We start from the raw sequence: 22,438 nt of genomic DNA on the forward strand, positions 1-22,438 counted from the left end.
AGGACCAGCAGCCCGGCGGCGCCCGCGAGGCCGAGCGCCTCGGGCAGCCACGACGCGCCGCCGATGGGCGCGCCGGTGGCGCCGAGCCCGCTCACCACGTCCCGGCCCGCCGAGCGCGGGGACACACCGGCGAGCAGCACCGAGCCGAGGACGGCGGCGACCGCGAGCACCGCGCCGGTCCGCACCGCCGCGCGCACCCGCTCGGGGTGCGGCCGCACCGGGAACCGCCCGCGGCAGGACCACAGCGCGACGAGCGCGGCGGCCAGGGGCGGCAGCCGCCACGCCGCGTCGTCGCCCGTGAGGACGGCCAGGACGCCCAGCGCCGCCAGGGTCACGAGCCCGTACCAGGCGGCTCGGCGCCGCAGCAGCACGCCGCGCGCGACCAGCAGGAGGGCCAGGGCCAGCACGACGGCGTGGACGGGGGCGAGCGGTCGGCCGGTGACCAGCAGGGAGACCCCGTCGAGCCAGTGCGGTGCGTGGACGGGGGCCGCGACCAGGGCGGCGACGGCCGCCGTGGCGAGCGCGAGCGGCCGGACGGGCCGTGCCCCCTCCGGTGATGTCGCAGCGTGCACGAGGACACCTCCGCCGATCTCCCAACCATGATCCCCCGGAACTCATTCCCTGGATCGGCCGTTGTTCTCCCTCCCGCCGTCCCCGTCCACCGGGCGGGGGACGGTTAGGGTCGTGGTGATGAAGAGGCTGCTTCTCGTGCACCACACGCCGTCGCCGTCGGTCCAGGCGATGGTCGAGGCCGTGCGCTCCGGCGCGTCCACCGACGAGATCGAGGGCGTGGACGTGGTGGTGCGCGCCGCGCTCGCGGCGACCGCCGTGGACGTGCTCGACGCGGACGGCTACCTCCTGGGCTCGCCGGTCAACCTCGGTTATCTCTCCGGCGCGCTCAAGCACTTCTTCGACCAGATCTACTACCCGTGCCTGGAGGCCACGGTCCGGCGCCCGTTCGGGGCGTTCCTGCACGGCAACAGCGACGCGGCCGGCGCGCTGCGCGCACTGGAGTCGATCACCACCGGGCTGAGCTGGAAGGCCGTCCTGCCGCCGGTCGTCGTCCTCGGCGAGCCCGGCAAGGACGATCTCGAGGCGTGCTGGGAGCTCGGCGCGACCGTGGCGGCGGAGCTGGGCTCGGTCTGACCCGGCGGGCGCGGCCCCGGTAGCGTGCGGCCATGAGTGGATTCCGGCACGTGGTGCTGTTCATGTGGGCCGAGGGGACGACGACCGGCCAGCAGGAGGAGGTCGCGGAGAAGCTGGGCGAGCTGCCCGGCCTGATCCCGGAGATCCGCGAGTACGGTCTCGGGACCAACGCGCGGGTGAACCCGGACGGCTACGACTTCGCCGTGGTCGCCGAGTTCGCCGACCGGGACGCCTACCTGGTGTACCGCGACCACCCGGTGCACCGCGCGGTGATCGACCAGTACATCACCCCGATCGTGGCGCAGCGGGCGGCCATCCAGTACGAGTTCTGACCCGCGCGCCGCCGGGCTCCGGCCCGCCCGGCGGGCCCGCGGCCGTTGGGCCCAGTTACAAAGCAAGCGCTTGTAGTAGAAAGAGTTTCAGGTTATTTTCGGCGGCGACGGCGCACGATCCCCGCACCGCGCCCGCGGCGGCCGGAGCGCGGGCACCGGCGGCCCGTCCCGTGGACGCCGTTCGCCGGGACGGATCCGCGCCCCGTTCCCGGCGGACGGCACCGCCGCGGCTCAGCGCGCCGTCACCCGCGAGTCCGGGCGCTCATGATCTCTTCGCGGAGCTGCTGCGGTGTGGGGGCCTCCAGCAGCCGGAGCCCTTCTCGAAGGGGAACCATGGCCCACCAGGACCCGGTCGATTCGCCGTACCAGACACGGACTCCTGGGAACTGCTCCTGCAACCCGCGCGCGGTGGCCGCGCGCAGGGCCGCGGGCGTGGGCTCGTCCCGCCCGGCGGCGCCTCGTCGAGCCGTCATGTCGCCCTCCCCCCGTTGATCTCTTCGGTAACAGCGTCCCCATGGGCCAAAGCGTCACCCCTACTCGTCAAATTGTGACTAAGCACACTATGAAGGGTCGTGAGCGCTGACGGCGGGACACCGCGCCGAGTGGCGGAATCTCCGGGATGAACAGGACGGGAACGTGCCGCACGAGGGCAGGGACTAGTGAGTATTGATGCCGTCGAACATCACCTTGAGGTAATGGTCGGCGAGCCCCTGCGCGTTCAGCCCGCCGCCCGGCCTGAACCAGCGGACCGCGACCCGGACCGTGTCGCGGATCATCCGGTAGGTCAGCTTCGGATCGATGTCGGCGCGGAACGACCCGTCCGCCTGGCCCGCCCTGAGGGCGTCCACCCACATCCGCTCGACCTCGTCCTCGGATTTGCTCAGGTAGGCGAACCGCTCCATCCCCTTGAGGTAGTTCCAGTCGTTCTGCATGACGGTGATGGCCGCGCGGTGCGGCTCCAGGGTGCCGAACGCGACGCGGACGAGGCCGGCGACCGTCGTCCGCGCGTCCGCGCCCTCGTCCACCACGGCCCGGTAGGCCGGCATGATCTCGCCGAAGAACCCGGCGAGGATCTCGTCGACGATCGACTCCTTGGAGTCGAAGTGGTGGTAGAGGCTGCCCGACAGGATGCCGGCCTCCTCGGCGATGTTGCGCACCGTCGTGGCCTGGAAGCCCTTCTCGGCGAACAGGTCGGCGGCCAGCCTGACCAGGTGGTCGCGCCGCTCCGAGCCCGGCGCGGGCGAGCCCTTGGCGCGGCGGCTGGCACCGTCGGCCCCCGTGCCGCGGGCGCGGGATCGTCCGGAGTCGGCGCTCGTGGTCGTCACCCCTCCATTATGCCGTCCGGACCTGCGCCGAGCCCTGCCGGAGGGGCCCGATCAGTCCTCGCCGGACGCCTCGTGGAGCACCGAGGCGACCCCCACGCGTGAGCTCACCCCGAGCTTGGAGAAGACACGCGACAAGTGGGTCTCGACCGTCCGGGTGCTGAGGAAAAGCCGATCGGCGATCTGCTGGTTGCTTCTCCCCTCGGCGACCAACGAGGCGATCTCCAGTTCGCGCGGCGACAGCCCGGCCGGCGAAGGACCGGTCCGCTCCCGCGGAGGAGCCCCGGGCACCCGCACCCCCAGCCGCCGCTGCTCGCGCTGGACCTGCGCCAGCCCGTTCGATGCCCCGATGGAGGTGAAGGTCTTCGCGGCCAGCCGCAGCAGCTCCTTCGCCCGGTCGCGCGCGTCCGCGTCGGTGGAGGTGTCGACGGAGGTGTCGACGGCGAAGCCCGCCGCCAGGAAAAGGGCCCGTCCCGCGTCGTAGCGCCCACCCGCGTCGGCGAACATCTCGGCCGCGGTACGAGCCTGGAGCGCGGCCTCACGGGGCGGGAGATGGTGGGACCGGGCCAGGACGGTCAAGGCCGCCGTCGTGGGCAGGGCCGGGGCGGCGAGCTCCTCGGCGCGCCGTCCCCAGAAGGCGGCCCCGGCCCGGTCTCCGCGCATCCGCTCGCCCCAGGCCAGGTTCTCGCAGCAGGACAGCCGCAGGCGCAGGTCCGGGGACGGTGCACGGGCGATCGGTGCGAGGAGCGCCAGGCCGTGTTCGGTGTCACCGGCCTCCAGCAGCTCCATCGCGTGCTCCTGGCGGGCGTTCACGGCCCACCATTCGTCGCTGCCCTCGCCGAGGCGCCTCGCCTCCTCGGCAAGTGTCATCGCCTTCCTCAAGTCTCCGGCCAGGCGCGTGGCGCGGGCGTGCTCGGCGAGAGCGAGGGCGAGGTCCTCGGTGGGGCCGCCCACGCGGGCCCGCTCGGCGGCCCGGCCGGCGGTCGTGACCGCCTCGGGAATCCGCCCGGCCATGAGGAGCGCGCGGGCCCGCCCGGACATCAGGCCGGCCAGGAGGTGCCGGTGACCGGTGGTGAGGGCCAGCCCGGCCAGCCTGTCGAAGTGGCGCAGCGCCACCGCCTGGCGGCCGGCGAACACCTCGCTCCAGCCCGCCCATACGAGCACGTCCATCCACTCCGCGAGGTCCTCGTCAAGGTTCTCGTCCAGCAACCGCGCGGCGGAGTCCAGATGGTGGACGGCGTCCTCGCCCCGGCCCACCGCCAGCGCGAGCACCGCGTGCAGGGACGCGACCGCGACCCGCCCCCCGGCGTCGGGACCCGCACGCCGCGGGTGCGCGCCCCCGATGAGGTCGCCGAGCAGTTCGCGTGCCGCCGCGTACTCGCCCCGCGTGATCTCAGCGGCGACCAGCCGAGGGCGTACCCGCAGGTCGAGGGGTGAATGCTCGGGGGCGGCGCGCAGCGCGGCCCACAGGACGGGGCGGATCTGCTCCCGGTTTCCGAGCCGCCGCTCGATCGCGGCGCGCAGCAGCAGCGCCCGGACGCGTTCGTCGAGGGCGGCGCGGGGCAGGTGGTCGAGCGTCTGGCGGACGCTCGCGCGGGCCTTGCCGGGGGCGTCGGCGAGGTGACGCAGCTCCGCCAGGTCGAGAAGCATCGCCGCGCGTGCCGGAGCGTTCTCGGGGAGAAGGTCGAGCGCGGTCTCCAGCAGGTCCGCGGCGGTGCCGGGATCCTCGGCGGCCCTGGCACGGGCCGCCTCCGCGAGCGTGGCGACCGCGCCGGGCTCGCCGAAGCGCGCGGACCGCGCGACGTGCTCGGCGCGGGTCACCGCGGGCGTCCCGGCCGCCGCCAGCTGGACGGCGAGGCGGGCGTGGGCGCCGACCCGCCAGCCCGCTCCCGCCGAGTCGAGGGCGGCGCGGCGCAGGAGCGGGTGCCGGAACCGGAAGCGCCCAGCCCGGCCGGGCCGCATGACGTCACGTGCCACCAGCTCGTCAAGTGCCCCGAGGACTTCGGCGCTCGCCAGCTCGGCGGCCGTCGAGATGAGCGCCGGGTCGGGCTCGTCCGCGGCGACGGCCGCCGCCTGTGCCACCAGGAGCGCCGTGGGGGACAGCGAGGTGAGCTCCATGCGCAGCGCCGCTCGGACGGCCGGCGGCGTCTCCCCCTCGGACGCGTTGGAGAGCGCCGTGAGATAGAAGGGGTTGCCGCCGCTGTCCTTGTGCAGCCGCTCGACGAACGCCGCGTCGGCGTCCGCCCCGAGGTACTCGCCGACCTCCTCCTGGGTGAGCGGGAGGACAGGGAGGCGGACGGTGCCCGGCGCCCCGCCCTCCAGCGCGCTGACCAGCCTGGGCGGGGCCTGCGCGGGCCGGTAGGCGACCGCCAGCAGGAGCGATGCGCGGGGCGGATGCCGGACGAGGTGGTCCAGCAGATCAAGGGAGGCGTCGTCGGCCCAGTGCGCGTCGTCGGCGATCAGGACCAGCCCGCCCGGCGCGGCGAGCCGCTCCAGCAGCCGCCGGACGGCGCGGAACGTCCGGTAGCCGGGCCTGCCCGGCGGGTGCGCGTCCGCCTCGACGGCGGCCAGCGCCGGGAAGAGAGCGCCGAGCGGCGCGGCCGTGTCCGGGTCGAGGTCGGGAGAGACCTCTTCCAGATGGTCGTCGAGGGCGTCGACGACGAGGCCGAAGGGCATCGGCTGCTCGAACTCGGTGGCGCGGCCCGCCAGCGCCGGGATCCCACGGGTCCGGGCCTCGCCCGCCAGTTCCTCCAGCAGACGCGTCTTGCCCACGCCGGGTTCGCCGGGCAGCACCAGGAGGCGGAACTCCCCGTCCGCGGACTCGGCCAGGGCCCGGTCGAGAGTCCGGAGCGCGTCCCGCCTTCCGGCGAGCGGCCGGGGACCGCGCAACGCGTCCTCGGACGTCCGGGCTCCGTGTGCTTCTATGCCGTGCCCTTCTATGCTGCGACCGTCCATCGGGCCTTCCGGCTCACGAGCATGCCTCGTCCACCTGGCGCCACGCGGTGACCCAGCGGCGCTGGTCGTCCTCCGAGCCGCCGCAGGCCGCGATGAACGCGCGGACGTACTCCTGGCGGACGGAGAAGGACCGCCCCGCGGCCCGGCCCGCCGGCCCGGTGAGCCTGTTCACCGTCGCATGCGAGAACACCCCGCCCGACGCGGCGGCCAGCTTGCGGCTCGACGGCCTCCCGGCCCAGGCCCAGTACCTGAGCAGCAGCGCGTCCAGGTCGTGGAAGTCCGCCGGGCCGGGCGTGCGGGTGAGCGGATCGGGTTTCAGGTCGAGCCCGCCCGCGTCCTCCAGCGCCGGGACGGGCGCGGGCACCGGGCCGGCCGCCCGCTCCGACGCGGCGTGACCGTCCAGGATCGGGTTCCTCGGCCGGCGACGGCGGCCGGCCTCCAGATAGAGCGGCCGCAGCTCGGCGATGTGGTGCGCGGGCATGCCGTGCCCCTCCAGCACAGCGACGACGTTGCGCCATGCCACCAGGGGAGTCGCCGGGTCGAGGAGGCGCTCGATGATCGGGCCCGCCGCCCCCTCCGGCGCGCGCGCGTGCCAGGGCGCCGGGGCGTACACCACGAGCAGGCGATGCAGACGGCTCTCGAACGTCTCGGAGCCGCCCGCCCTGTCGACGGTCATCGGGGGCCCGCCGTCAGCTTCGGCTGCCGCGGGAGGCGAAGGCGGTGAGCATGTGGCCGTAGGACGCGCCCACGGCCAGCGTCGTGGCCGTGCCCAGCACGGGCGACCCCTCGCCGTACATCAGGTAGAGCAGCCCGCCACCGGAGATCAGCGCATGCGCGGCGGCGCCCGCGGTGGCGGCCCAGGCGGGCCCCTCCACTTTCAGGGTGAACTTCATGGTCGTCCTCGCTCGGTGCACCCGGTCTCGGTGCGATGGGATCCGACTGGTCTTCACCGGACGATCAGGAACGCGTTTTTCTGATCCCGCCTCCCACAGCGAGGTCATGCGATCCCGGAAACCCGGTAATGACATAGTGGCAAAGGGCCGGAACAGGCGGAAGTGATAGGCGCATTTTTACGCCCTTCCACAAGCGCCGCCCACTCGGGACGTAACGCGCGCCTCGTATCAGGCTGTAAAAGGCCGTCAACGCGTGTATCGCGGGAGGCGGCCGAATACGGGTTATCCACGATGCCGCCGGGCACGCGCGACCCGGCATCCTCTACTTACAGGTCTCGCCCACGAACCCGCTCGGCATGGGATCCGACGGTTTGCGCTGGTCCGGAGACTTCAGCGGGGCAGGGCCCGACTCCCACCGGGCCCGCCCCGCGCCTCCGCCCGTCTCCGCTCCCGGCTCCGGGGCCTCTCCGCGCGGATAGAGCTCGCACCCCGGTGGCGTCCGCGAAAAGTGCTGCCGAAATGGCGGAAAAAGTGCACCCGTAATCTGGCCGGACCGGCTTGCGGACGCCGGGCGATACGCGCGTACCGCAACGGGTCGTGCGCGCGGGACCGCTGTGCGAGAGGATCGTCACGTGCCGAGAACCGCCGACCACGACGCGCGCCGGGCCCAGATCACCGACGGGCTGGTCCGGGTAGCGGAACGGGACGGGCTGCACGCGGTGACCCTGCGATCGGTGGCCGCCGAGGCCGGGGTCTCGCTGCGGCTCGTCCAGTACTACTTCGAGAGCAAGGCGCAGCTCATGAACGCCGCGCTCGAACGGCTCGAACGGCTCGGCCGCGAACGGTGGGCGGCGCGGCTCGCCGCCCTCCCGGAGCCGTCGGCGCGCGCCTACGTCGAGGCGCTGCTGGCGGAGGCGCTGCCGGCCGACCCGGAGGGCCGCGCCCACCAGCAGGTCTGGACGTCCTACGCCGTGCTGTCCCTGACCGAGCCGTCGCTCGCCGCCCGGCCCTTCGTCGACGGGCCGGAACGGCTCGAGCGGCAGATCGCGGCGGCCCTCGACGGTGCGATCCCGGCCGGCGCCGACCCCGGGACGGAGGCCGCGCGGCTGCTCGCGCTGGCCCACGGCCTGGGCACGAGCATCCTGGTGGGGCGGCGGAGCCCCGCCTCGGCCATGGAGATCCTTCGCTACCACCTGGACGACCTGTTCGGGCGGTGTTGATCGCAGGTAACGCGCCGGCGTGGTGGTTGTGGATCGCTGGGTGACAGGACGCGGGGCGCGGCGCCGCGGGGCGCGATCGTTACGGTTTGCGGGCCACGCCGCCGAAGGAGTCGATCTGCCGCGGCTTGCCCAGCTCCGGGAAGTCGGGCCGCCACAGCGGCGTCGACACCACGCCGGGGTCTACCAGCTCCAGGCCGTCGAACAGCGACTCGATGAACGCGGGGGTCCGCGCGTGGTACGGGACCGCCCCCGCCTCCGCGCAGAGCCGCAGCGCCTCGCCGCGCGCCGTGGCCTCGGCCGGCGTCCACTCGTTCACGCCGAGGACGTTGGTGCCGTCGTTGATCGCGACGTGGCTCCCGGGCGCGAGCGCCCCGGTGAGCTCGCGGACGAGGCCGTGCGGGGCGTCGGCGTCGGCGACGTTGCCGATGATGCCGAGCAGCAGCAGGCCGACCGGACGGGTGAGGTCGAGCACGGCCCCGGCCCGCCGGATGATGGCCTCCGGGTCGCGGACGTCGGCTTCGAGGTAGTCGCACGTCCCGTCGGGGGCGCCGGTGAGGAGCGCGCGGGCGTGCGTCACGACCAGCGGGTCGTTGTCGACGTAGACGACGCGGGCCCCGGGGATGTCCCGCTGCGCCACCTCATGGGTGTTGTCGACGGCGGGCAGGCCGGTCCCGATGTCGAGGAACTGGCTGATCCCCAGGCCCGTCATGTAGTGCACGACACGGACCAGGAAGGCGCGGGAGTGCCGCGCCACCTCCACGATCTCCGGGTACACGGCGGCGATCCTGTCGCCGACCTCGCGGTCCACCGGATAGGTGTCCTTGCCGCCGAGCCAATGGTTCCAAAGGCGCGCCTGAAAGGGCCGCGTGGTGTCGATGGTGGGGCTCCGCCGGGGGAAGTCGTCGTCCGTCATGGCACCTTCACAGGGTCTCGTGACAACCGTCGGCCGCCAGCGTAAACCCGGGTGTCATCCCCCGGTCGTCGGGGGCAGCTCGCCGCCCGCAGCGCCGCCCGCCTCGGCGGCCTCGGCCAGGCGGGCGCGGAGCGTCCGGGCGAGGGCCTCGCCCTGCCCGGTGAGCCGCTCGATCGCCGGGAGCGCCAGATCGTCGCGGACGGTGTCGGCGACCAGCTCGTCGTACTCGTGGGCCTTGGCGGCGAGGGCCTCCAGCCGGCGGTGCGCGCGCAGCGCCTCGTCCGCCGCGCGGGCGCTCTCGGCGTAGCGTTCCAGCGCCTCGACGCGCCGGGTCACCGCCGCCACCGACAGGTCGAGCTTGGCGCGCAGCGGACGCAGCGCCGCGGCCATCTCCGGCAGCCCGCCGGACGCCTCGTCGTCGTCCTCGTCGAGCCGCAGCCGCGCCTGCCGCGCCAGCACCTGCGCGATCTCCCATTCCTGGCGCGGCAGGGTGACGGCGTTGTCGACGGTGTCCAGCAGGCCCTCCCGGTTGACCTCCGAGTCGCGGACGGCGTCCACGGCGGCCTGCACGCGGCCGAGCAGCTCACGGCCCCGCGCGTCGAGGTCGTCCGGGGTGAGGTAGCGGTCGCGGCGGCGCTCCAGCTCGCGTGCGCGGCGCAGGTCGAGCGAGACCGACGGGGTACCGAGGGCGACGAGCACCGCGAGCATGCCGAGGCCGAGCAGCCACAGCGGGCCGAGCAGCGTCGAGCCGAGCAGGCCGGCCGCGAGGACGGTCAGCGGCGCCAGCCACACCAGCGGACGGTGGCGCGCGACGATCGTGTCGAGCTCGGCGCGCAGCGCGGGGTCGGCGACCGGGCGCGGCTCGGCGGGCGCGCCGTCCGAGCGGGAGCGGGCGGGCGCGACGCGGCGCCAGTAGGTGGAGACGTGTGTCTCGAACGCGAAGTCGCCGGGCGAGATCTCGATCTCGGTGGGCCCGGCGGGCAGCGGCCACGAGCCGACGGGATCGCCGCCGCCCGGCCCGGTGAAGCGCACCCACCAGCCGCCCTTGCCGTTGTCGCACCGGTAGCGGCCCGGGGCGACGTCGATGCCGACGAAGTACGTCCCGACTCCCGGGATGGAATCGCTCCACGCGCCACTGGTCACCGGCGACCTCCGACCGGAATCCTCCGCCCTGCTCCCTCGCCCCGTCCGGCGAGGCCCGTTCCTCCCGCACCATGAACGACGTCCGGGGGATCGTCAGAGTTGCAGTACCCACATCCCTCACGGGAAAGTCGCGTGCGGGCCGCCGGATCCCGTTTGGAATACTCCATCCGTGCGACCCGACTACGATCCGCGTGACGACCCGCCCTGGGCGATGCAACTGGTGGTGCGCCTTGAGAAGGCGAGCCCTCCCGGCCACGGGCCCGTCTGCGAGGCGGCCGCGACGGCGGTCGTCCGGCTGCTCACCGATCCGCGCGCGACGGAACCCGAGGGAGAATGGCGGCGGGCCGTTCACGAATGGGAGTCGCGGCGCATCCGCAAGGTGACCCGGCGCGCGCGCGGAGTGCGCTGGCCGGAGGTCCAGGCGCTTCCCGGCGTCACCGTCGAGCACTCCGGCGCCGAGGTGAGGGCGTTCGTGCCGGGTCCGGTCTCGGACGTCCCGCTGGAACTGGCCAAGCTCCAGGTCGCCGGGCTCGACCTGGAGGACGGGGGAGAGCCCGGCCCGCCGCCCGAGCCCCCGTACGCGACCATCGCCCTCAACCCCGGCGTCACGATGACCACGGGCAAGGCCGCCGCGCAGTGCGGGCACGCGGCGCAGCTCCTGCTGCGCCAGGGCGGGAAGGACGCCACGGCGTGGGCCGAGGCGGGCGCCCATGTCCGGCTCGTCCGCGACGTCCCGTGGCGGCGGTGCGTGGAGCACGCCGCGGTCGCCGTCCGCGACGGCGGCTTCACCGAGGTCCCGCCCGGCACCATGACCGCCATCGCGTGGCTCACCCTCTGAGCGCGTCCCGCGACGTGGAACGCGCCGGGGCCGGGGGAGTTCCCATGGCCCCGGCGCGCCGCCGATGGACGTGCCCGCGGCGGTGACTACGGAAGGGTCACCGCGACCGGATCGATTCCGGCTTCGCGGATGAGCGACGGCAGGCGCCCGGCGAACGGGTGGTGATCCGCCGGCAGGCCCCGGGGGTTGTCGACCACGTAGTGGACGACGTCGCCCGCGCGGCTCTCGGCCCATCGCGCGCCGACCGAGCGGAGCACCGCCGCGGCCTTCGCGGCGTCCGCCGCGCGCACCGACACGCGGATCGGGGCCTCGTAGGACGGCAGCGCCGCGGCCCGCCGCGCCGCGTCCGCCGTCGCCGCCGCGGGCGGGACGGCCGAGCGCGCCGGGTCCGGGCCCAGGATCGCGTTGTACAGCAGCTTGGCGGTCCCGTCGCTGAACGCCCGGAAGTTGGGCTCGGCGGCGAACAGCACCGACCGTCCGCGGCCCACCGGCTGGTCGACGACCGCGGCGGTGCCGCCGAGCTCGGCCGCGCCCTTCTCGAACCCCGACACCGACCAGTCGGCGGAGTCCACGGCCGGGTACGACGCGACCACGCCGCTGGACGCCCTCATCACCGGGTCGTAGGAGGTGAAGTTCCAGGCGGTGCGGCCGACGCCCTTCGCGAGCGGGCTCGCGCCGTCCACCTTCACCCGGAACAGCGTGCCCGGGATGTCGGAGGTCGGGTCGGCCAGCGTCGCCGTGGTGAGGCCGAGCCGGGCCGCGAGCTGCGTGCCGCCCTGCCAGCCGACGTAGCGCCCGCCGTCGCGCGTCCATGTCCGCAGCGCGGACCGCCCGGCGTCGCCGAGCGCGGTGTAGGCGTCCGGCACCGGGCCGTTCGGGACGAGCAGCACCCGTGTCCCGGCGAGCTTGCCCGCGGCGATGTCTTCGGGTGTGAGCAGCGTGTACGGCAGCTTCCACTCGCGGTCGAACCGGTGGCGCAGCCAGCCCACCGACTGGCGCGCCGACGACGTCGCCGACAGCCGCAGGACGCCGATCCTCGGTGCGCGCCCCTCGTGGCCGGGTCGCGGGGCCGGCAGGGTCCGCACCGGGACGGCCACGGGCCGCAGTACAGCGCCGGACGAGCCGCCGGACACGTTCCCCAGCAGCGGCATGCTCCAAGCGGTCACGTCGTAGAAGTAGGGGAACGGCGTGTAGGAGTCCTCGTTCAGCATGGCCTGGATCCAGTGCTTCTGACCCTGCGCCATGGAGATGAGGTACGTCCCCGCCGGAAGCGTCGCCCTTCCCTCGGGACGGCCGTACGCCTTGAAGTCGGGCACCGTCAGCGGTCGGACCAGCCGTTCCACGCGGACGCCCATGCGCTGCAGCCTCCGCACGATGGTGCGGACCTCAGTGCGCTTGGCCGGATCGTCGTCGCGCAGGAAGTACTCCCGGACCTTACGGCCGGGCACCGGTCGTTCGATCTGGTTCGGCGGGTTGTAGATCTGGTTCGGCTCCAGCGTGCCCGCCTGGCCCTGCTTGTAGGCGTCCACCGCCATCTGGTGCCACTCGGTGAGGATCCGGCGCCGGTTGCGCGCGGCGGCCGACAGCGACACCCACTGGGTGAGGTAATGCTCCTTGACCCGCTCCGGGTACGGGCTGTTGTCCCCCTTCTCGAAGGTCATCCCGGCGGCGTGGAACGCCGTCGTCGGAACCGAGTCGCCGTAGCCCTGGTAGAAGAGGTCGTAGGTGTTCCTGTTGAAGTAGTCGATGCCCTGCCGCGTGAACTCCGCCGCCATCGCCGTGCCGTACACGTCGTTGATCCAGTGGACGGCCTGTTCCGGCGTCTCGTGGTAGATCGGGTCCGCGTTCGGTGGGAAGAAGTACGATTTCCCGCCCATCTCGTGCGCGTCGATGTACAGCGCGGGCGGGTACTGGTTGAGCATCGCGAGCTTGCCGTCGGTCTCCGGCTGCGTCCGCGCGAACCAGTCGCGGTTCATGTCGAAGCCGTAGGCGTTCTGGCGCGTGTTCAGTTCACGGCCGTCCGGGTTCTGCATGGGCAGGATGACCACGAGCGCGTTCGCCAGGACGTTCGCGGCGGCGCAATCCGTCCGGTCACCGAGGTCCCTCAGCACCTTGAGAGCCGCGTCCGTGCCGCTGGGCTCGTCACCGTGCACGTTGCCGCTGACCCACAGGATGGGCACGCCGCGCTCCGCCAGTCGTTCGGCCAGCGCGTCCGGGGTGCGCGGGTCGCGCAGCCGTCCCGCGTCCCGCCGCACCTTCGCCAGACCCGCCCTGGAGACCAGCTCGGGCCGTCCGACGACCGCGTACTTCAGTGGACGGCCCTGTGCCGTCGTGGCCAGGGTCCCGGAGACGACGCGCTCGCTCTTCGCGGCGACCGTCTCCAGATAACGGTCGGACTCGGCGGCGGTGGCCTGCCGCTCGCCGAGCTCGAAGCCGAGGACCTGCTTGGGGGAGGGAACCTTGCCCCGGTAGACCGGCGCCGTCCCCGTCGGGTCGCACGCGGCCGGCACCGCCGCCGCGGCGGGGGCCCGCGCACCGCCGGGCACCGCGAGGGACACCACCAGCGACGCGGCCGCGACCGCCGACCAGGCCAGATATCGGGCTCTCATGAAGCCCCAAGCTCGCACCGGCGGCCACGTTCACCAACGGCAACATCTGCCAAGATCGGCCCCCACGTGCGCGTTCACACCGGAAGGACAGCAGCGCCGCGACACCTCCGTAAGAACACCATCACGCAACAGCAACTAACGTCGAGGGCACTGCAAGGACCTTGCGGGCGAAGGACCGGGGCATGCTGCGATCGCGTGCGAAGCCAGGTTCGAGCCTGCGAGAACCTGATCGCGCAGCGAGCCCCCGGGCGAGTCGGAGCGATGCCAGCGATCGCGCGGTGTCCGTGGAAGGAAGGCGTTCAACGCCTGACGCCGAGGGCACCGCAAGGCAACACCGCAAGAACCCTGCGGGCGAAGGACCGGGGCATGCTGCGATCGCGTGCGAAGCCAGGTTCGAGCCTGCGAGAACCTGATCGCGCAGCGAGCCCCCGGGCGAGTCGGAGTGATGCCAGCGATCGCGCGGTGTCCGTGGAAGGAAGGCGTTCAACGCCTGACGCCGAGGGCACTGCAAGGCAACACTGCAAAGAATTAACGCCTTGGGAGGCGGTTGATCGCGCTGAGCGCGAACTCCTGGGTACGGGTGAGGCGTCCCTCTCCGGGCGTCGCTCCGCTTCCGGCGCGTGCCGCGGCGATGAGCTGGGCCTTGGCGCTCAGCCCGTAGGACAGGAAGAGCAGGATGACGAAGCCCGCGAGGTAAGCGGTGTGCTCCAGAAGGCCGCCCACCCTGCCCTTGAGGACGTCCAGGACGGCGAACATCGCGAAGCCCGCCATCCATCCGGCCAGCGGCACCACGAACCACAGGTCGCGGCGGCGCGCCAGCCCGGCCACCGTCACCAGGACGAGCAGGACCTCGACCGCCTTGACCAGGAGAAGGAAGGAGCTGACCGGCCCGGAACTGAAGTACTCCTCCAGTTCCTCGCGCCGGTGGTCCCACTGGAACGCGGCCCCGGCGAGCGCCGTCACCCCGTAGGCGACGAGGAACGCGCCGACCGCGTAGTGGTAGCGGTGCCAGGTCGTTCCGCCGCGCCGCGCCCCCGCGCCGGCGTCTCCGCCCGTCCCCGCTCCCGGGTCCGCGCCGGGCATCGGCGCGGCGGGCACGGGCGCCACCGGTTCGGCGGGCGCCGCACCGGCCGGCGGAGCGTCGGCCCGCTTCGGCAGCCGCTGGTCGGGTCGCGTTCGCTCCGGATCCGCCCCCGCACTCACCGTCATCTCGCCCCCATCTTCGAGTTCGCCTGATAGGCGCAAGATATCCCGGATAGGGTCCCGGACACCCGGGACGCGCGGCCCTGTCCCGGACGACGGCGCGGCACGCCCGCGCCGACCGGCCCGAAGTGCTTGCGGACGGGCCGCCGAAACGGAAGGGTTGGGGCTCGTCGGGCCGCGCGGAGTCCATGAGGGATACGAGGATGACGCCTGACGATACGGGAACCGCCGCGCCTTCGAAGACGCGGATCGAATATCTGGAAGAGCTCGGCGACGAGCTGGTCAAGCGTGGCTTCCGGGTGCGTCTCACCCTGCCCCGCGGCCAGTCGCCCAGCCTGCACGTGATGAATCCGGACGCGTCCGCCCTCACGGAGAACATCCTGGCGGAGCAGGGCGCCGACGGATGGTGGTACTGGTGGTCGTGGGCCGAGCGCATCGCGGCCGCCGATGACGTCACCGCCGCGGCCGACCGGGTCGCGCTGGTCCTCGCCGTCCACTGACCGTCGTGATCATGCAGTACCGCCCCGGCGCACTCCGGCGGCCGCCTGCATGATCACGCCCGGCCGCCGCTCCCGCCGACCCGCCGCCGCGTCCTGACCCCGCGCCGCCGCGCCTCCCCGCCGCGCCGTGTCCGCCCGCCCGGCGCCTCGCTCATGCGCCGCGACGATTTCCCGCCCGTCCGGCCCCGGCTCGCTCGCGCCGCGTCCGCCATGTCGCTCCGGCCGCCGTGCGCCGTCCCTTCGCGTCGTGCCTGCTCACATGCGCTCGTCAGGGCCGCGTCCGTGCCCCGCCGGTGCCCGGCACGCGATCGCCGTCGCCCCCCTCGGCGTCCCGTTCGCGCGCGCGGCCCGCCCGCAGTGATCAGCCGAATGTTGAGGGGCAGAACATTCGAGCGGGCCGCGGCGAGGCCGGCTTCTCCGCGCTGGCATGGTGCTGACGAGCTCGATCCCGGGTTACGGGATTGTTACTGCCCACAACAAATCTGTGCCGGACGAAGTCTGGCGCTCCCGGCAAACGCGACATAAGTTGCGGGGCACAACATTCGCGTCGGTGGAGGTGCACCCCGCCGACGCCGCGAAGCCCGGCCGCGCGACGCGGCCATCACCACCCCCCGAAAGGACCCGGGCTATGCGCAAGGGGATCCTCAGCCTCACCGCCCTGTCCGCGGCCGCCGCGCTCACGCTGGCCGCCTGCGGCGACGACTCCGGTGACTCGAAGGACGCTTCCGGCTCGGTCAAGGGCAAGGTCGGCGTGATCCTGCCCGACACCACCTCGTCCGTCCGCTACGAGAGCTTCGACCGGCCCTACCTGGAGCAGGCGTTCAAGACGGCGGGCGTCCGGTACGACATCCAGAACGCCGAGGGATCGACCCAGCGCTTCCAGACCATCGCCGACCAGATGATCACCAGTGGCGTGACGGTCCTGGTCGTGGACGGGCTGGACTCCAACTCGGCGGCCGCCGTCCAGCGCAAGGCGCAGGCGCAGGGCGTGAAGACCATCGACTACGACCGGCTCACCCTCGGCGGCGTCTCCGACTACTACGTCTCGTTCGACAACGTGAAGGTCGGCGAGGAGCTCGGCAAGGGCCTGCGGAAATGCCTGGGCGGCAGGACCGCGAACATCGCCTACCTGAACGGCGCCCCCACCGACAACAACGCGACGCTGTTCGCCAAGGGCGCGCACAACGTCCTGGACCCGGTGACCTCTTACAAGAAGGTCGCCGAGCAGGCCGTCCCCGACTGGAAGCCCGACAAGGCCGCCACCATCTTCGAGCAGATGTGGACCGAGCGGAAGGGCCGGATCGACGGCGTGGTCGCCGCCAACGACGGCGTCGGGAACGCCGCGGTGTCGATCATCAAGAAGAACGGCGAGGCCGGGAAGGTCGCGGTCACCGGGCAGGACGCGACCACGCAGGGCCTTCAGAACATCATGGACGGCAGCCAGTGCATGACCGTGTACAAGCCGGTCAAGCAGGAGGCGGACGCCGCCGCCAGGCTGGCCGTCGCGCTGCTGAAGGGCCAGAAGGCCGAGACCAACGGGACCACCAACGACCCCCAGGGGAAGCGGGACGTGCCGTCGGTGCTGCTCCTTCCGGTCGGGATCTACAAGGACAACGTGAAGAAGGTCGTCGACGACGGGTTCGTCAAGGCCGCCGACCTGTGCAAGGGCGCCTACGCGGCCAAGTGCGGCGACGCGGGCGTGCGGTGACGGCGCGGACGCCGGAAGGAGACACGTGACTGCAAAAGGTGATCCCGTCCTCCGCCTCACCGGGCTCAACAAGAGCTTCGGCGCCGTCCACGTGCTGCACGACGTGGACTTCGTCGTGCGGCAGGGCGAGGTGATGGCGCTCGTCGGCGACAACGGCGCGGGCAAGTCGACCCTCATCAAGTGCGTCGCCGGGATCCATCCCGCCGACTCCGGGCAGGTCGAGTTCGAGGGCCGGCCGGTGCGGATCGGCGGCCCGCGCGACGCGGCCGCGCTCGGCATCGAGGTCGTCTACCAGGACCTCGCGCTCGCGGATAATCTCGACATCGTCCAGAACATGTTCCTCGGCCGTGAACGCCGCAGGGGCATCGTGCTGGACGAGGCGTCGATGGAGGAGGCGGCCAGGCAGACACTCGCCCGGTTGTCGGTGCGCACCGTGAAGTCCGTGCGGCAACAGGTGGCCGCGCTGTCCGGGGGGCAGCGGCAGACCGTCGCCATCGCCAAGGCGGCGCTGTGGGAGTCCAAGGTCGTCATCCTCGACGAGCCCACCGCCGCGCTCGGCGTCGCGCAGACCCGGCAGGTCCTCGACCTCGTCCGGCGGCTCGCCGACACCGGCCACGCCGTCGTGCTGATCTCGCACAACATGAACGACGTGTTCGAGGTCGCCGACCGCGTGACCGCGCTCTACCTCGGCCGCGTCGCGGCGGACGTCGCCCGCGCCGAGGTCACCCACGGCCAGGTCGTGGAGCTCATCACCGCCGGCCGTTCCGGTGATCTCGGCCTCGCGCCGACGACCGCCGCCGAGAGCATCTGAAGGGGGACGCAGGTGTCCACCGACATCCCCGAGAGCAAGGAGGCCGCCATGAGGATGGCGGACTCGGACTTCGCCGCCGACCGCCGCGAGCACGACGTGCGGTCCGCGCTGCTGGACTACCGGGACCGGATCCGCGCCGGCGAACTCGGCGCGCTGCCCGCCATCCTCGGCCTGGTCTCGCTCGTCGTCCTGTTCACCGCGCTGAAGCCCGGCACGTTCCTCAGCAAGGGCAACATCGCGAACCTGTCCACGCAGGCGCTGCCCATCACCATCCTCGCGATGGGCCTGGTGTTCGTGCTGCTGCTGGGCGAGATCGACCTGTCCGCCGGCGTCGCGAGCGGCGTCTGCGCGGCCGTCATGGCCAAGCTCATCGTCGACTCCGGGCAGCCGTGGTACGTCGCGGTGATCTCCGCCGTGGCGATCGGCATCGTCATCGGCACCGCCGTCGGCTGGCTGGTCGCGGTGGTGCGGATCCCGTCGTTCGTCGTCACGCTGGCCTTCTTCCTCGGCCTGCAGGGCGTCACGCTGCGGATGATCGGGGACGGCGGGACCGTGCCCGTCCGCGACGACGTCATCGTGGCGCTGGCGAACAAGAACATGCCGATCTGGCTCGGCTGGACCCTCGCCGCCGCGTGCGCCGCCGCGTACGCCGCGACGCAGCTGCTGCGCTGGCGCCGGCAGCGCGTCCGGCACCTGCACTCGCGTCCCGTCGAGCTGGTCGCCGCCCAGTCGGCCGTGGTGGCGGCGGCGCTGCTCGCCGGGACGTACCTGCTCAGCCTGGACCGCGCGCCCAGCCCGCTGATCACGCTCGGCGGCGTCCCGTGGGGCGTGCCGCTGGTCGGCGCGCTGCTCGTCGGCTGCACGTTCGTGCTCGGCCGCACGTCCTACGGCCGGCACGTCTACGCGGTCGGCGGCAACGCCGAGGCCGCCCGCCGGGCCGGCATCAACGTCACCCGCATCCGCGTCTCCGTCTTCATGATCGCCTCCGCGTTCGCCGCGGTCAGCGGGATCGTGGCCGCCTCCCGGCTGAACTCGGTGACGCCCGACTCCGGCGGCGGCAACACGCTGCTGTACGCGGTGGGCGCCGCCGTCATCGGCGGGACGAGCCTGTTCGGCGGACGCGGCAAGGCCCGGGACGCGGTGCTCGGCGGCCTGGTCATCGCCATCATCGAGAACGGGCTGGGGCTGCTCGGCACCAAGGCGTACCTGAGCTTCCTCATCACCGGGGTCGTGCTGCTGCTGGCCGCGAGCATCGACGCGCTGGCCCGGCGCCGCCGCTCCAGTGCCGGCAGGTGACCCGGTGACCGGCGGGGGACCGGACGCGTGGGCCGCCGGCTCCCCGTACGGCCCGTCCGCCGCTACCGGGCCGGGGAGCGCGGCTGATACGCTCACCACCCACGACCGCTGGGCGCGCGACGCCGGCGCGGCACGGTGGGAGCCACTCGGCATGTCAGGTACGCCCGTCCTCGACCTGCGCGGCATCGACAAGAGCTTCGGTTCCGTCAAGGTCCTGCACGACGTCGCGTTCTCCGCCTACCCGGGCGAGGTCACGGCGCTCGTCGGCGACAACGGCGCGGGCAAGACCACCCTGGTCAAGTGCATCGGCGGAATCCATCCTCCCGACCGCGGCGAATACCGGTTCGAGGGCGCGCGGGTGCGCGTCGGCAGCCCCCGCGACGCCGCCGCGCTCGGCATCGAGGTCGTCCACCAGGACCTCGCGCTCTGCGAGAACCTCGACATCGTGCAGAACCTCTTCCTCGGCCGCGAACGCCGGCGCGGCCTGGTCCTGGACGAGACGGCCATGGAGGAGATGGCGCACCGGGCGCTGTCGGGCCTCGCGGTCCGCACGATGGGCTCGGTCCGGCAGCCGATCTCCACGCTGTCCGGCGGTCAGCGGCAGACCGTCGCCATCGCCCGCGCCGTGCTGTGGGACAGCAGGGTCGTCGTGCTCGACGAGCCCGCCGCGGCGCTCGGCGTCGCCCAGACCCAGCAGGTCCTGGAGATCGTCCGGCGGCTCGCCGACAACGGCCTCGCGGTCGTGCTGATCTCGCACAACATGAACGACGTGTTCGCGGTGTCCGACCGGATCGCCGCCCTCTACCTGGGCCGCATGGTGGCGCAGGTCAGAACCGCCGACGTGACCCACCGGCAGGTGGTCGAGCTGATCACCTCGGGGGTCGCCGGGGAGCCGGGGCCGCGGCGATGATGAAGGCGGGCCCGTCGCAGGAGGACATCCGGCGGCACAACCTTGGGACGCTGCTGCGCTTCGTCCACCTGCGCGGCCCCGCGTCCCGGGCCACGCTCGCCGAGACCCTGGGACTGAACCGCAGCACGATCATGGCGCTGACGTCCGACCTCACCGCCGCCGGGCTGGTGCGCGAGGAACTGCCGCGCAAGCCCGGCCGGCGCGCCGGCCGCCCGTCCCTGGTCGTGCGGCCCGAGTCGACCCGCGTCTACGTGCTGGCCTTCGACGTCGGCGTGGACCGGCTGGTGGTCGCCCGGGTCGGGCTGGGCGGCGTCGTCCTCGACCGGCGCGAGGCGTCCCGGGCCCGCGACGCGGGGCCGGGCGAACTGCTGAGCACCCTGGTCACCGGCGCCCGGTCGCTCATCCGCAAGGCCGAGCGCGACGCGGTGTGCGTCGGCGCCGCCCTGGGCTTCCCCGGCACCGTCCGCCGCACCGACCACGCCGTCATGTTCGGTCCCAACCTCGACATCGGCGAGACGCGGCTCGGCGACGTCCTGTCCCGCCGCCTCGGCCTCGGCGTCCCCGTCTCGGTCTGCAACGACGCCAACCTCGGCGCGCTCGCCGAGCACGAACGCGGCGCCGGCGTCGGCTGCGACGACCTCATCTACCTGCACGGCGACGTCGGCGTCGGCGGCGGCATCATCGTCGGCGGGCGCCTGCTCGGCGGCGACGACGGCTTCGGCGGCGAGATCGGGCACATGGTCGTCAACCCCGGGGGGCTGCCGTGCGCCTGCGGGTCCCGCGGCTGCCTGGAGGCGGAGGTCGGCGAGCGGACCCTGCTCGCCCACGCCGGACGCGCCGAGGAGCCAGGCCAGACCGGCCGCGACGCCGTCCGCGCCGTCGTCGACGCCGCCGACCGCGGCGACATCGTCGCCCGCGAGGCCCTGCACCGCGTCGGCACCTGGCTCGGCCTCGGCGTCGCGAACCTCGTCAACATCTTCAACCCCGGCCTGATCGTGTTCGGCGGGACGCTCCGCGACATCTACCTCGGCGCCGCCGCCCAGATCCGCAGCGTCCTGGCGACCAACGCCCTGCCCGCGTCCCGCGAGCGGGTCCGCCTGCGCACCACCGCCCTGGCCGACGACACGACCCTCGTCGGCGCCGCCGAGTTCGCCTTCGCCGAAGTCCTGGCCGACCCCCTCCAGGTTCTCGCCCGCCTCAAGTCCCCAGAGGACAGCACGGTTTGATTCGGGCGCCGCCCGCGCCTCCGAGCGGGGCCCGGGCGAGCGTCGTGTCAGGGGCGCAGGCCGCCGTAGGAGCCCCGGTAGAACAGCAGCGGTGGCGTGTCCTCGTGGGTGTCGAGGGCGTGGACGCGGGCCACGACGATCACGTGGTCGCCGGCGGTGTGCTCCTGGTCGATCGTGCATTCGATCCAGGCCAGGGCGCCCTCGATCAGGGGGCCGCCGCCCGGGGACTCGGTCCAGTCGATGCCGGCGAACTTGTCGCCGCCCCGCGTGGCCAGCCGCTTGCTGACCTCGAGCTGCGGCTCGCCCAGGATGTTGACGCACAAGCGCCCGGCGTCGCGCAGTCGGGGCCAGGTCGAGCTGGTGTGCGCCACGCAGAAGGCGACGAGCGGCGGATCGAGGGAGACGGAGGTGAAGGAGTTGGCGGCCAGGCCCGCCGGACGTCCCGTGCCCGGCTCGATGGCGGTGATCGCGACCACGCCGGTCGCGAACCTGCCGAGCACCGAGCGGAACCGGGCGCCGTCGACGGCGCCCGCGGGATCGCCCGGCGGTTCCCGCGTGCCGGGCTCGGTTCCCCGGTCCGGGGGCCGCGCGGCCGGATCACCTGTGAGAGCGGTGGCTCGCAGGCCCATGTGACCTGATCCCTTCTCTCGGCCAAGCCTCGCTTGGACGACCGCGCGGAGAACCGTGCCGGGCGCGAACGGGGCGCGCGGCACATGACCACTAAAGCCGCTGTCCGGGCGCGCGGATTCCCAAAGTGGACGATCTCGGTCAAAGGTCCTGGTCGCGGATCGGTCTCGGGACGGAGCCGGAGAGGAGACCGGAGCCGCCGGGCGGCTAACGGCGGTGCGCCTCGCCGGAGGTGGGGGCGGGCACGTTTCCGTAGACCGTGACGAGCGTGTTCGACATCAGCCCGTCCAGCACGAGCCGCCCGGTTCCCGCCAGCCGCCGGCGCGCCCCGGCGGGCAGCCGCGGGCCCTCGTGCAGGGCGGCCCAGGCGATCCAGCCGACCGCGACGACGCCCCAGTAGGACACCAGCCGGTACAGGCCGACGGCGGCGACGGCCGGCGACAGCGCCGCCCCGAACGCGACCAGCGAGGCCGCCATGCTGCTCTCGATCGCGCCGAGGCCGCCGGGCAGCAGCGGCAGGACGCTGCCCGCCGCCTGCGCGGCGAAGTAGGTCAGGGTGACACCGCGCGGGTCGGCGTCGATGCCGACCGCGTGCGCCGCCGCGAGCAGCGCGAGGATGTCGAACACCCAGTTGAGCGTGGCGAGGACGGACAGGGCGGCCCAGTCGCGTCCGGTGGGGCGCAGCACGTCGCGGGCACCGGCCAGCCAGATCGGAAGAGCACACGTCTGAACTCCAGTCACTCCAGCCAATCTCGTATGCCGTCTTCTGCTTGAAAAAAAAAAAAA

22 protein-coding genes are annotated in these 22,438 nt (G+C 73.3%); 10 read left to right on the top strand and 12 right to left on the bottom strand.

The window, feature by feature from the left end:
• On the bottom strand, positions 1-572 hold a 572-nt coding region (locus E1291_RS24695; RefSeq protein ID WP_207400920.1), incomplete at its 3' end, for a hypothetical protein.
• 118 nt (positions 573-690) lie between these two features.
• Here E1291_RS24695 and E1291_RS24700 point away from each other — a divergent pair.
• A complete protein-coding gene (locus E1291_RS24700; RefSeq protein WP_131740368.1) occupies positions 691-1,146 on the top strand; it encodes a flavodoxin family protein in 456 nt (151 codons plus the stop codon).
• Positions 1,147-1,178: 32 nt separating this feature from the next.
• Positions 1,179-1,478 (top strand): Dabb family protein, encoded by a 300-nt coding sequence (locus E1291_RS24705; RefSeq protein ID WP_131740369.1) that lies wholly within the window; start codon positions 1,179-1,181, stop codon positions 1,476-1,478.
• A gap of 242 nt (positions 1,479-1,720) precedes the next feature.
• Here the strand turns inward: E1291_RS24705 and E1291_RS24710 are convergent, their stop codons facing one another.
• From E1291_RS24710 to E1291_RS24730, 5 genes are all read right to left on the bottom strand, one after another.
• Entirely contained in the window at positions 1,721-1,951 is a 231-nt protein-coding gene (locus tag E1291_RS24710; protein WP_131740370.1) for a hypothetical protein, read from the bottom strand.
• 183 nt (positions 1,952-2,134) lie between these two features.
• On the bottom strand, positions 2,135-2,803 hold the full coding sequence (locus E1291_RS24715; protein ID WP_131740371.1) for a TetR/AcrR family transcriptional regulator: 669 nt from the start codon (positions 2,801-2,803) through the stop codon (positions 2,135-2,137).
• A gap of 51 nt (positions 2,804-2,854) precedes the next feature.
• The gene (locus E1291_RS24720) at positions 2,855-5,755 is read right to left on the bottom strand and encodes a helix-turn-helix transcriptional regulator (RefSeq protein ID WP_131740372.1); all 2,901 of its coding nucleotides are present in this window, start codon (positions 5,753-5,755) and stop codon (positions 2,855-2,857) included.
• Positions 5,756-5,768: 13 nt separating this feature from the next.
• Positions 5,769-6,431, bottom strand: coding sequence for a hypothetical protein (locus E1291_RS24725; protein ID WP_131740373.1), 663 nt, complete (start codon positions 6,429-6,431; stop codon positions 5,769-5,771).
• A gap of 13 nt (positions 6,432-6,444) precedes the next feature.
• Positions 6,445-6,648, bottom strand: coding sequence for a hypothetical protein (locus tag E1291_RS24730; RefSeq protein ID WP_131740374.1), 204 nt, complete (start codon positions 6,646-6,648; stop codon positions 6,445-6,447).
• Between the two features lie 632 nt (positions 6,649-7,280).
• On the opposite strand from E1291_RS24730, the gene E1291_RS24735 reads away from it, so the two are divergent.
• Positions 7,281-7,868 carry a TetR/AcrR family transcriptional regulator gene (locus tag E1291_RS24735; protein ID WP_131740375.1) on the top strand — a complete coding sequence of 196 codons (588 nt, stop codon included), beginning with the start codon at positions 7,281-7,283 and terminating at the stop codon, positions 7,866-7,868.
• 79 nt (positions 7,869-7,947) lie between these two features.
• Here E1291_RS24735 and E1291_RS24740 read toward each other — a convergent pair whose 3' ends face one another.
• Together E1291_RS24740 and E1291_RS24745 are read right to left on the bottom strand one after the other, a co-directional pair.
• Complete coding sequence (locus E1291_RS24740) at positions 7,948-8,781, bottom strand: SAM-dependent methyltransferase (RefSeq protein WP_131740376.1); 834 nt, start codon at positions 8,779-8,781, stop codon at positions 7,948-7,950.
• A gap of 54 nt (positions 8,782-8,835) precedes the next feature.
• Entirely contained in the window at positions 8,836-9,924 is a 1,089-nt protein-coding gene (locus E1291_RS24745) for an Rv1352/Rv1906c domain-containing protein (protein WP_131740377.1), read from the bottom strand.
• 169 nt (positions 9,925-10,093) lie between these two features.
• Between E1291_RS24745 and E1291_RS24750 the strand changes: the two genes are divergently transcribed.
• On the top strand, positions 10,094-10,762 hold the full coding sequence (locus tag E1291_RS24750) for an aminoacyl-tRNA hydrolase (protein WP_131740378.1): 669 nt from the start codon (positions 10,094-10,096) through the stop codon (positions 10,760-10,762).
• 86 nt (positions 10,763-10,848) lie between these two features.
• On the opposite strand, the gene E1291_RS24755 is transcribed toward E1291_RS24750, so the two are convergent.
• Positions 10,849-13,371, bottom strand: coding sequence for a M14 family zinc carboxypeptidase (locus E1291_RS24755; RefSeq protein ID WP_131740379.1), 2,523 nt, complete (start codon positions 13,369-13,371; stop codon positions 10,849-10,851).
• A 528-nt stretch (positions 13,372-13,899) separates the two neighbouring features.
• Positions 13,900-14,580, bottom strand: coding sequence for a hypothetical protein (locus tag E1291_RS24760; protein ID WP_131740380.1), 681 nt, complete (start codon positions 14,578-14,580; stop codon positions 13,900-13,902).
• Positions 14,581-14,777: 197 nt separating this feature from the next.
• On the opposite strand from E1291_RS24760, the gene E1291_RS24765 reads away from it, so the two are divergent.
• From E1291_RS24765 to E1291_RS24790, 6 genes are all read left to right on the top strand, one after another.
• Entirely contained in the window at positions 14,778-15,074 is a 297-nt protein-coding gene (locus E1291_RS24765; protein ID WP_131740381.1) for a hypothetical protein, read from the top strand.
• A gap of 628 nt (positions 15,075-15,702) precedes the next feature.
• Entirely contained in the window at positions 15,703-16,782 is a 1,080-nt protein-coding gene (locus tag E1291_RS24770) for a sugar ABC transporter substrate-binding protein (protein ID WP_131740382.1), read from the top strand.
• Between the two features lie 25 nt (positions 16,783-16,807).
• Complete coding sequence (locus tag E1291_RS24775; RefSeq protein WP_131740383.1) at positions 16,808-17,593, top strand: ATP-binding cassette domain-containing protein; 786 nt, start codon at positions 16,808-16,810, stop codon at positions 17,591-17,593.
• 12 nt (positions 17,594-17,605) lie between these two features.
• Positions 17,606-18,889 carry a sugar ABC transporter permease gene (locus E1291_RS24780; protein WP_242614351.1) on the top strand — a complete coding sequence of 428 codons (1,284 nt, stop codon included), beginning with the start codon at positions 17,606-17,608 and terminating at the stop codon, positions 18,887-18,889.
• 151 nt (positions 18,890-19,040) lie between these two features.
• Positions 19,041-19,799: an ATP-binding cassette domain-containing protein gene (locus E1291_RS24785; RefSeq protein ID WP_131740384.1), complete on the top strand. Its 759-nt coding sequence runs from the start codon at positions 19,041-19,043 to the stop codon at positions 19,797-19,799.
• Positions 19,799-21,025 carry an ROK family transcriptional regulator gene (locus E1291_RS24790; RefSeq protein WP_131740388.1) on the top strand — a complete coding sequence of 409 codons (1,227 nt, stop codon included), beginning with the start codon at positions 19,799-19,801 and terminating at the stop codon, positions 21,023-21,025. The genes E1291_RS24785 and E1291_RS24790 overlap by 1 nt, the downstream gene beginning before the upstream one ends.
• Before the next feature lie 47 nt (positions 21,026-21,072).
• Here the strand turns inward: E1291_RS24790 and E1291_RS24795 are convergent, their stop codons facing one another.
• Positions 21,073-21,654 (bottom strand): flavin reductase family protein, encoded by a 582-nt coding sequence (locus tag E1291_RS24795; RefSeq protein ID WP_131740385.1) that lies wholly within the window; start codon positions 21,652-21,654, stop codon positions 21,073-21,075.
• Positions 21,655-21,859: 205 nt separating this feature from the next.
• On the bottom strand, positions 21,860-22,393 hold the full coding sequence (locus E1291_RS45405; RefSeq protein WP_242614352.1) for a flippase-like domain-containing protein: 534 nt from the start codon (positions 22,391-22,393) through the stop codon (positions 21,860-21,862).
• Positions 22,394-22,438 lie beyond the last annotated feature (45 nt).

This window comes from Actinomadura roseirufa (genome assembly GCF_900659635.1).
GTDB classification, from domain to species: domain Bacteria; phylum Actinomycetota; class Actinomycetes; order Streptosporangiales; family Streptosporangiaceae; genus Spirillospora; species Spirillospora roseirufa.

What these genes read in the sequence shown, in the direction of transcription:
- E1291_RS24765 (WP_131740381.1), top strand. Translation starts at nt 14,778, where the DNA reads ATGACGCCTGACGATACGGGAACCGCCGCGCCTTCGAAGACGCGGATC.
- E1291_RS24700 (WP_131740368.1), top strand. Translation starts at nt 691, where the DNA reads ATGAAGAGGCTGCTTCTCGTGCACCACACGCCGTCGCCGTCGGTCCAG.
- E1291_RS24795 (WP_131740385.1), bottom strand. Translation starts at nt 21,654, where the DNA reads ATGGGCCTGCGAGCCACCGCTCTCACAGGTGATCCGGCCGCGCGGCCC.
- E1291_RS24790 (WP_131740388.1), top strand. Translation starts at nt 19,799, where the DNA reads ATGAAGGCGGGCCCGTCGCAGGAGGACATCCGGCGGCACAACCTTGGG.
- E1291_RS24760 (WP_131740380.1), bottom strand. Translation starts at nt 14,580, where the DNA reads ATGACGGTGAGTGCGGGGGCGGATCCGGAGCGAACGCGACCCGACCAG.
- E1291_RS24720 (WP_131740372.1), bottom strand. Translation starts at nt 5,755, where the DNA reads ATGGACGGTCGCAGCATAGAAGGGCACGGCATAGAAGCACACGGAGCC.
- E1291_RS24740 (WP_131740376.1), bottom strand. Translation starts at nt 8,781, where the DNA reads ATGACGGACGACGACTTCCCCCGGCGGAGCCCCACCATCGACACCACG.
- E1291_RS24705 (WP_131740369.1), top strand. Translation starts at nt 1,179, where the DNA reads ATGAGTGGATTCCGGCACGTGGTGCTGTTCATGTGGGCCGAGGGGACG.
- E1291_RS24725 (WP_131740373.1), bottom strand. Translation starts at nt 6,431, where the DNA reads ATGACCGTCGACAGGGCGGGCGGCTCCGAGACGTTCGAGAGCCGTCTG.
- E1291_RS24755 (WP_131740379.1), bottom strand. Translation starts at nt 13,371, where the DNA reads ATGAGAGCCCGATATCTGGCCTGGTCGGCGGTCGCGGCCGCGTCGCTG.
- E1291_RS24730 (WP_131740374.1), bottom strand. Translation starts at nt 6,648, where the DNA reads ATGAAGTTCACCCTGAAAGTGGAGGGGCCCGCCTGGGCCGCCACCGCG.
- E1291_RS24770 (WP_131740382.1), top strand. Translation starts at nt 15,703, where the DNA reads ATGCGCAAGGGGATCCTCAGCCTCACCGCCCTGTCCGCGGCCGCCGCG.
- E1291_RS24785 (WP_131740384.1), top strand. Translation starts at nt 19,041, where the DNA reads ATGTCAGGTACGCCCGTCCTCGACCTGCGCGGCATCGACAAGAGCTTC.
- E1291_RS24710 (WP_131740370.1), bottom strand. Translation starts at nt 1,951, where the DNA reads ATGACGGCTCGACGAGGCGCCGCCGGGCGGGACGAGCCCACGCCCGCG.